The organism is Nonomuraea salmonea (genome assembly GCF_042428605.1).
In the GTDB taxonomy this organism is placed as follows: domain Bacteria; phylum Actinomycetota; class Actinomycetes; order Streptosporangiales; family Streptosporangiaceae; genus Nonomuraea; species Nonomuraea salmonea.
In genome coordinates this window covers 68,475-75,982 of record NZ_JBHMCF010000056.1, presented here as the reverse complement: position 1 = coordinate 75,982, position 7,508 = coordinate 68,475, and the positions used below count along the sequence as shown (strand labels likewise).

7 protein-coding genes are annotated in these 7,508 nt (G+C 69.4%); all 7 read right to left on the bottom strand.

Translation table 11 applies throughout. The features are described from left to right. On the bottom strand, positions 1–622 hold a 622-nt coding region (locus tag ACFFR3_RS45570; RefSeq protein ID WP_379485182.1), incomplete at its 3' end, for a complex I subunit 1/NuoH family protein. Beyond that, positions 619–3,006 (bottom strand): NADH-quinone oxidoreductase subunit G, encoded by a 2,388-nt coding sequence (locus ACFFR3_RS45565; RefSeq protein WP_345394361.1) that lies wholly within the window; start codon positions 3,004–3,006, stop codon positions 619–621. The genes ACFFR3_RS45570 and ACFFR3_RS45565, both read right to left, overlap by 4 nt. After that, positions 3,003–4,292 carry an NADH-quinone oxidoreductase subunit NuoF gene (gene nuoF / locus ACFFR3_RS45560; protein WP_345394358.1) on the bottom strand — a complete coding sequence of 430 codons (1,290 nt, stop codon included), beginning with the start codon at positions 4,290–4,292 and terminating at the stop codon, positions 3,003–3,005. Before nuoF ends, ACFFR3_RS45565 begins: the two co-directional genes overlap by 4 nt. Further along, complete coding sequence (nuoE, locus tag ACFFR3_RS45555) at positions 4,289–4,945, bottom strand: NADH-quinone oxidoreductase subunit NuoE (protein WP_345394355.1); 657 nt, start codon at positions 4,943–4,945, stop codon at positions 4,289–4,291. Before nuoE ends, nuoF begins: the two co-directional genes overlap by 4 nt. Further along, positions 4,942–6,267, bottom strand: coding sequence for an NADH-quinone oxidoreductase subunit D (locus ACFFR3_RS45550; protein ID WP_345394352.1), 1,326 nt, complete (start codon positions 6,265–6,267; stop codon positions 4,942–4,944). The genes nuoE and ACFFR3_RS45550 overlap by 4 nt, the downstream gene beginning before the upstream one ends. After that, on the bottom strand, positions 6,264–6,959 hold the full coding sequence (locus ACFFR3_RS45545) for an NADH-quinone oxidoreductase subunit C (protein WP_379485181.1): 696 nt from the start codon (positions 6,957–6,959) through the stop codon (positions 6,264–6,266). Before ACFFR3_RS45545 ends, ACFFR3_RS45550 begins: the two co-directional genes overlap by 4 nt. Then, the gene (locus tag ACFFR3_RS45540) at positions 6,956–7,507 is read right to left on the bottom strand and encodes a NuoB/complex I 20 kDa subunit family protein (protein WP_080043645.1); all 552 of its coding nucleotides are present in this window, start codon (positions 7,505–7,507) and stop codon (positions 6,956–6,958) included. The genes ACFFR3_RS45545 and ACFFR3_RS45540 overlap by 4 nt, the downstream gene beginning before the upstream one ends. Position 7,508 lies beyond the last annotated feature (1 nt).

Sequence of the window (7,508 nt, the reverse complement as noted above, 5' to 3'; positions counted from 1 at the left end):
GCACCGCGAACCAGGTCTGCTCCTGCGCCGCGACGATCTCGGAGGTGGACAGCGTCCCGGTGAACAGGAAGATCGCCACGAACGACAGGCCCATCGCGATCTCGTAGGAGACCACCTGGGCCGCCGAGCGCAGACCGCCGAGCAGCGCGTACGGCGAGCGCGACGACCATCCGGCCAGCACCACGCCGTAGACCGACACCGCGCCCATGGCCAGCATGAACAGCACCGCCACCGGCAGGTCGACGAGCTGCAGCGGCGTCTGCACGCCGAACAGGTTGACCACCGGCCCGAACGGCACGATCGAGAAGGCCAGGAACGCCGGCACGACCATGATGACCGGCGCCAGCAGGTAGAGCACCTTGTCCACGGTCCGCGGGAAGATGTCCTCCTTCAGGCCCATCTTCAGACCGTCGGCCACGGACTGCAGCAGACCGAACTTGCCGGCCCGGTTGGGGCCGTAGCGGTGCTGCATCCGCGAGATCAGCTTGCGCTCGAACCAGACGCCGAACAGGATGCCCAGCATCAGGAAAGCGAACAGCATCACGGCCTTGATGATCGTGATCCACAGAGGGTCCTTGCCGAAGTCGGCGAGGGTGGGATCGGCCGCGAGAACGTGGATCATGAGGCGCTCCCGATGGTGACGATGTCGCCGGCCACCGCGCGCAGGTCACGCGTGACCGAGCAGCCGCCGGAGTTCGCCGGCACCCAGACCACGCGGTCGGGCAGGTCGGCGATGCGCACCGGCAGGGTCACGGAGCCGTTGTCGGCGTCGCCGACGACGAGCTTGTCGCCGTCCGCGACGCCGAGCTCGGCGGCCGTGGGGCCCGAGACCAGTGCTTCGGCGGTGCGGGCGGTGCCCGCGAGGTACGGCTCGCCGTCCTGCAGCCTGCCCTCGTCGAGCAGCAGGTGCCAGGTGGCCAGCAGGGCCTGGCCCTGCTCCGGCACCTCCTGCGGACGGGTCAGGGCGCTGGGCGGGCTGACCCGGCTGCCGCGCCAGGAGCCGAGCCCGGACAGCTCGCGCCGGACGGCCTTGGCGTCGGGCAGGCCCAGGTGCACGTCCATCCGGTCGGCGAGGTTGCCGATGACGGCCATGTCGGACTGCAGGCCCGGCACCTTGAGCGGCGCGTCGAACGAGCGGCCCCTGCCCTCCCAGTTGACGAACGTGCCGCCCTTCTCCTGGACGGAGGCTACGGGCAGGACCACGTCCGCGCGGTCGGTGACGGCGCTGGCGCGGATCTCCAGGCTGACGATGAACGGCGTGCGCTCGAGAGCATCGAGCGCCGCTGCCGGGTCGGGCAGGTCGTAGGGGTCGACACCGGCCACGACCAGCGCGTCGAGCTCACCGTCGCGGGCGGCGGCGAGGATGCCGGAGGTGTCGCGGCCGGGCGTGGCGGGCAGCGAGGCCACGTTCCAGGCCCGGGCGACCTCGGCCCTGGCGGTCTCGTCGTCCACCGGGCGGCCGATCGGCAGCAGGTTGGGCAGCGCACCGGCCTCGACCGCGCCGCGCTCGCCGGCCCTGCGCGGGATCCAGGCGATGCGGGCGTCGGAGGCGGCGGCGAGCCGGACCAGCGCGGACAGCGCGCCCGGCACGGTGGCCAGGCGCTCACCGGCCAGCACGATCGTGCCCTCGGCGAGGGTGCCGACCAGGTCGCCGATCGCGTCGGCCTCGGCGCCCGGCGCGGTGCGGATGAGCGTGCCGCCCATCTTCGCCAGGCCGGGAGAGGCGAACGGCGCGATCGAGGAGACCTTGAGCCCCTTCTTCATCCACGCCTTGCGCAGGCGCAGGAAGACGATCGGCGACTCCTCCTCGGGCTCGAACCCGACGAGCAGCACGTGGGGCGCGTTCTCGAGGTCGGCGTAGCTGATCTCGATGCCCCTGCCGGCCACCGCGTGGGCGAGGAACTGCGCCTCCTCGGCCGAGTGCGGCCTGGCGCGGAAGTCCACGTCGTTGGAGGCGAGCGCGACCCGGGCGAACTTCGCGTACGCGTAGGCGTCCTCGACCGTGACCCGGCCGCCGACCAGCACGCCGGCCTTGCCACGGGCGGCGGCGAGCCCCCGGGCGGCGACTTCGAGCGCCTCAGGCCACGAGGTGGGCACCAGCACGCCCTCCTCGTTGCGGACCAGCGGCTGCTTGAGCCGGTCGGGCTGCTGCGCGTAGGTGAACGCCCAGCGGCCCTTGTCGCAGTTCCACTCCTCGTTGACCTGCGGGTCGTTGCCCGCCAGGCGGCGGGTCACCCGGCCGCGCCGGTGGTCGGTGCGCAGGCTGCAGCCGGAGGCGCAGTGCTCGCACGCGCTCGGCGTGGACACCAGGTCGAACGGGCGGGCCCTGAACCGGTAGGCGGCGCCGGTGAGCGCGCCGACCGGGCAGATCTGCACGGTGTTGCCCGAGAAGTAGGAGTTGAACGGCTGGCCGTCGGCCACCCGCACCTGCTCCTTGGCCCCGCGCTCGAAGAACTCGATGAGCGGGTCACCGGCGATCTGGTCGGAGAAGCGGATGCAGCGCGCGCACTGCACGCAGCGCTCGCGGTCGAGCAGCACCTGCGTGGACAGCGCCAGCGGCTTGGGGAAGGTCCGCTTCTGCTCCTGGAAGCGCGACTCGCCCTGCCCGTTGGACATGGCCTGGTTCTGCAGGGGGCATTCGCCGCCCTTGTCGCAGACCGGGCAGTCGAGCGGGTGGTTCATCAGCAGCAGCTCCATCGCCGCGCGCTGCGCCTTCTCGGCGACCGGCGAGGTGAGCTGGGTCTGCACCACCATGCCCTCGGCGACCTCGATCGCGCACGACGGCTGCGGCTTGGGGAAGCCGCGGCCGTTGCCCGCGTCGGGGATGTCGACCAGGCACTGACGGCAGTTGGCCGCCGGGTCGAGCAGCGGGTGGTCGCAGAACCTGGGGATCTGGATGCCCAGCAGCTCGGCGGCCCTGATGATCAACGTGCCCTTGGGAACACTGACCTGGAACCCGTCGATCGTCAGGGTCACCAGGTTCGTCTGGGTCTCTACGACTGTCACTGCTCACCCCAGAGAGTGGACTTCTTCGGGTCGAACGGGCAGCCGCCGATCTCGAAGTGCTTGAGGTACTCATCGCGGAAGTACTTCACCGAGGAGTGGATCGGGCTGGTCGCGCCATCGCCGAGCGCGCAGAACGAGCGGCCCAGGATGTTGTCGGCGATGTCGGTGATCGTGGCCAGGTCGTCCTCGGTGCCCTGGCCCGCCTCCAGGCGCTTGAGCACCTGCTTGAGCCAGTACGTGCCCTCGCGGCACGGCGTGCACTTGCCGCACGACTCGTGGGCGTAGAACTCGGTCCAGCGCAGCACCGTGCGGACCACGCAGGTGGTGTCGTCGAAGATCTGCAGGGCCCGGGTGCCGAGCATCGAGCCCTTGGCTCCGACCCCCTCGAAGTCGAGCGGCACGTCGAGGTGCTCGTCGGTGAAGATCGGCGTGGACGAGCCGCCCGGGGTCCAGAACTTGATCTGGTGCCCCTCGCGGACGCCGCCCGCCATGTCGAGCAGCTCGCGCAGCGTGATGCCGAGCGGCGCCTCGTACTGGCCCGGCCTGGTGACGTGGCCGCTCAGCGAGAAGATGCCGAAGCCCTTGGACTTCTCGGTGCCCATGCCGGCGAACCAGTCGGCGCCGTTCGCGATGATCGAGGGAACACTCGCGATCGACTCGACGTTGTTCACCACAGTCGGCGAGGCGTAGAGGCCCGCCACGGCGGGGAACGGGGGCTTGAGCCGGGGTTGACCTCTGTAGCCTTCGAGCGAGTCCAGCAGCGCCGTCTCCTCGCCACAGATGTAGGCGCCCGCGCCGCTGTGCACGACCAGCTCCAGGTCATAGCCGGAGCCGAAGATGTCGGTGCCGAGGAAGCCCTTCTCGTACGCCTCCCGCACGGCCGCGTGCAGCCGCCTGATCACGTGCAGCACCTCACCGCGCACGTAGATGAAGGCGTGGTTGGCGCGGATCGCGTAGGAGGTGATGATGATGCCCTCGACCAGCGCGTGCGGGTTGGCCATCATCAGCGGGATGTCCTTGCAGGTGCCCGGCTCCGACTCGTCGGCGTTGACGACGAGATAGTGCGGCTTGCCGTCGCCCTGCGGGATGAAGCCCCACTTCATGCCGGTGGGGAAGCCCGCGCCGCCGCGGCCGCGCAGACCGGAGTCCTTGACGGCCTGGATGACGGCGTCGGGGTCCATGCCGAGCGCCTTCTTCGCCGCCTCGTACTCACCGTAGACGTCGAGGGTGAAGGAGTTGGGCTGGTCCCAATTGGCGGTCAGGACCGGTGTCAAAGTCGTCGTCATGCTTCGGGGGCCTTCCATCCCTTGGCCTTGGCCACCTTCAGGCCCTCGAGCGAGGGTCCCGCGGCCGACGGGCCGTCGCCCGCGAGGTCGTCGGGCAGCCCGGCGAGCACCCGCGAGGCCTCCTTGAAGGTGCACAGCCGCTTGGGGCCGCGCGTGGGCCGCACGTCCTTGCCGTCGCGCAGGTCGTCGACGAGCTGCTTGGCCGACTCGGGCGTCTGGTTGTCGAAGAACTCCCAGTTGACCATCATGACCGGCGCGAAGTCGCAGGCCGCGTTGCACTCGAGGCGCTCCAGCGAGATCTTCCCGTCGGGAGTCGCCTCGTCGTGACCGACGCCGACGTGCTCCGACAGCTGCTCCCAGATCTCGTCGCCGCCCATCACCGCGCACAGCGCGTTGATGCACACGCCGACGTGATAGTCGCCGGCCGGCTTGCGCTTGTACATCGTGTAGAAGGTCGCGACGCCGGTGACCTCGGCCTTGCTGATGCCGAGCATCTCGGCACAGAACTCCTGCCCGTCGTCGGAGACGTAGCCGTCTTCGGACTGCACGAGGTGGAGCAGCGGCAGCAGGGCGGAGCGGGTCTTGGGGTAGCGCCCGATGATCTCCTTGGCGTCCCGCTCCAGACGCTCACGGACTTCCGGTGAATAAGTCACCGGTCCACACCTCCCATGACGGGGTCGATAGAAGCGACCGCGGCGATCACGTCCGCGACCTGGCCGCCCTCCGCCATGGCGGGGAAGCTCTGCAGGTTGCAGAAGGACGGCTCGCGGAAGTGCACGCGGTAGGGCCTGGTGCCGCCGTCGCTGACCACGTGCGCGCCGAGCTCGCCCTTGGGCGACTCGATGCTGGCGTACGCCTGCCCGGCCGGCACCCTGAAGCCCTCGGTCACCAGCTTGAAGTGGTGGATGAGGGCCTCCATCGAGGTGCCCATGATGTGGGCGATGTGGTCGGGCGAGTTGCCGAACCCGTCGGGGCCGAGCGCCAGCTGCGCGGGCCAGCCGATCTTCTTGTCCTCGATCATCACCGGGTCGCCCTTGAGCGGCCCCGCGATGCGATCCAGAGCCTGCTCGACGATCTTGAGCGACTCCTCCATCTCCTTCATGCGGACGAGGTAGCGCGAGTAGACGTCGCAGCCGCGCTCGGTGGCGACGTCGAACTCGTAGGTCTCGTAACCGCAGTAGGGCTGCGACTTGCGCAGGTCCCACGGCAGGCCGGCGGCCCGCAGGATCGGGCCGGTGACGCCGAGCGCCATGCAGCCGGTCAGGTCGAGGTAGGCGACGTCCTGGGTGCGGCGCACGTAGACCGGGTTCTCGTCGAGGAGCTTGCGGATGTCCTTGATCCGCTTGGGCATCTCCTTGAGGAACTCGCCGACCTTGTCGACCGCGCCGGCCGGCAGGTCGACGCTCACGCCGCCCGGCCTGATGTAGGCGTGGTTCATGCGCAGGCCGGTGATGTACTCGAACAGGTCCATGATCATTTCACGATCGCGGTACCCGAAGAGGAACGGCGTCGTCGCGCCCAGCTCCATGCCGAACGTGCCCATCGCCACCAGGTGCGAGGCGATGCGGTTGAGCTCCATCATCATCACGCGGATCGCCTGCGCCCTGTCGGGGATGCGGTCCTCGATGCCGAGCAGCTTCTCCACGCCGAGGCAGTAGGCGGTCTCGTTGAAGATCGGCGAGAGATAGTCCATGCGGGTCACGAACGTGGTCCCCTGGGTCCACGTCCGGTATTCCATGTTCTTCTCGATGCCGGTGTGCAGGTAGCCGATGACGCCGCGGGCCTCGGTCACCGTCTCGCCGTCGAGCGTCAGCACCAGCCGCAGCACGCCGTGCGTGGACGGATGCTGCGGGCCCATGTTGACGACCAGGCGCTCTTCTTCCGACTCGCGCACGCCGGAGACGACCTGGTCCCAGTCGGCCCCGTTGACCGAATAGACCTTGCCCTCGGTCGCCTCGTCATAAGCGGTGCTCATGAGTAGCTCCTCCTCTGGTCGGGCGACGGGATGGTGGCGCCGCGGTATTCGACCGGGATGCCGCCGAGCGGGTAGTCCTTCCGCTGGGGGTGACCGTCCCAGTCGTCCGGCATCATGATCCGGGTGAGCCCGGGGTGACCGTCGAAGACGATGCCGAAGAAGTCGTACGTCTCGCGCTCATGCCAGTCGTGACCAGGGTAAACGCTGACCGTCGATGGGATGTGCGGGTCGCTGTCGGGGCAGCTGGCCTCCACCCGCACCCGCCGGTTGTGGGTGATCGAGCACAGGTGGATGACCGAGTGCAGCTCCTCGCCCTCAAGGTGCGGGTAGTGCACGCCCGACACGCCGAGCGAGAGCTCGAAACGCAGGGCGGGGTCGTCGCGCAGCTTCTGGCAGACCTCGACCAGCCGCTCCCGCTTGACGTGCAGGGTCAGCTCGCCGCGGTCGACGACCACGCGCTCGATGGCGTCGTCGAGTGCCAGCGCGTCGACGACCTCGTCGAAGTAGCTCCCGTACGGGCGTGGCGTCGAGATCTGCGGCGGCCGGCGGACGACGAGGCCGCCGTAGCCGGAGGTGTCACCCGAGTCCTGGGCGCCGAACATGCCCCGACGGGCGACCGGTGCCTCCTGCGCCGCCGGCGTCTCGGGGACCTGTGCGTCCGGGACCTCGGGGAGGTTGTCGGGCGAGGTCACTTCGAGGCTCCCTGGTCGATCAGCGGCAGCGTGCGCAGCGCCTGCAGCTCGAGCTCCTCGATCTGCTTGGCGCGGTGAGCGCCGAACTTCATGTTCTGGATCTTGTCGTGCAGCTTGACGATGGCGTCGATGAGCATCTCGGGCCGCGGCGGGCAGCCGGGCAGGTAGATGTCGACCGGCACGACGTGGTCGACGCCCTGCACGATGGCGTAGTTGTTGAACATGCCGCCGCTGGAGGCGCACACGCCCATGGAGATGACCCACTTCGGCTCGGCCATCTGGTCGTAGATCTGGCGCAGCACGGGCGCCATCTTCTGCGACACGCGGCCGGCCACGATCATGAGGTCGGCCTGGCGGGGAGACGCCGAAGCGCGCTCCATACCGAAGCGCGCCAGGTCGTAGTGGGGGCCACCGGTGGCCATCAGCTCGATGGCGCAACAGGCGAGACCGAACGTGGCCGGCCATACGGAGTTCTTGCGCGCCCATCCGGCGGCCGCTTCGACCGTGCTGAGGATGAACCCGCTGGGGAGTTTCTCTTCAAGTCCCATT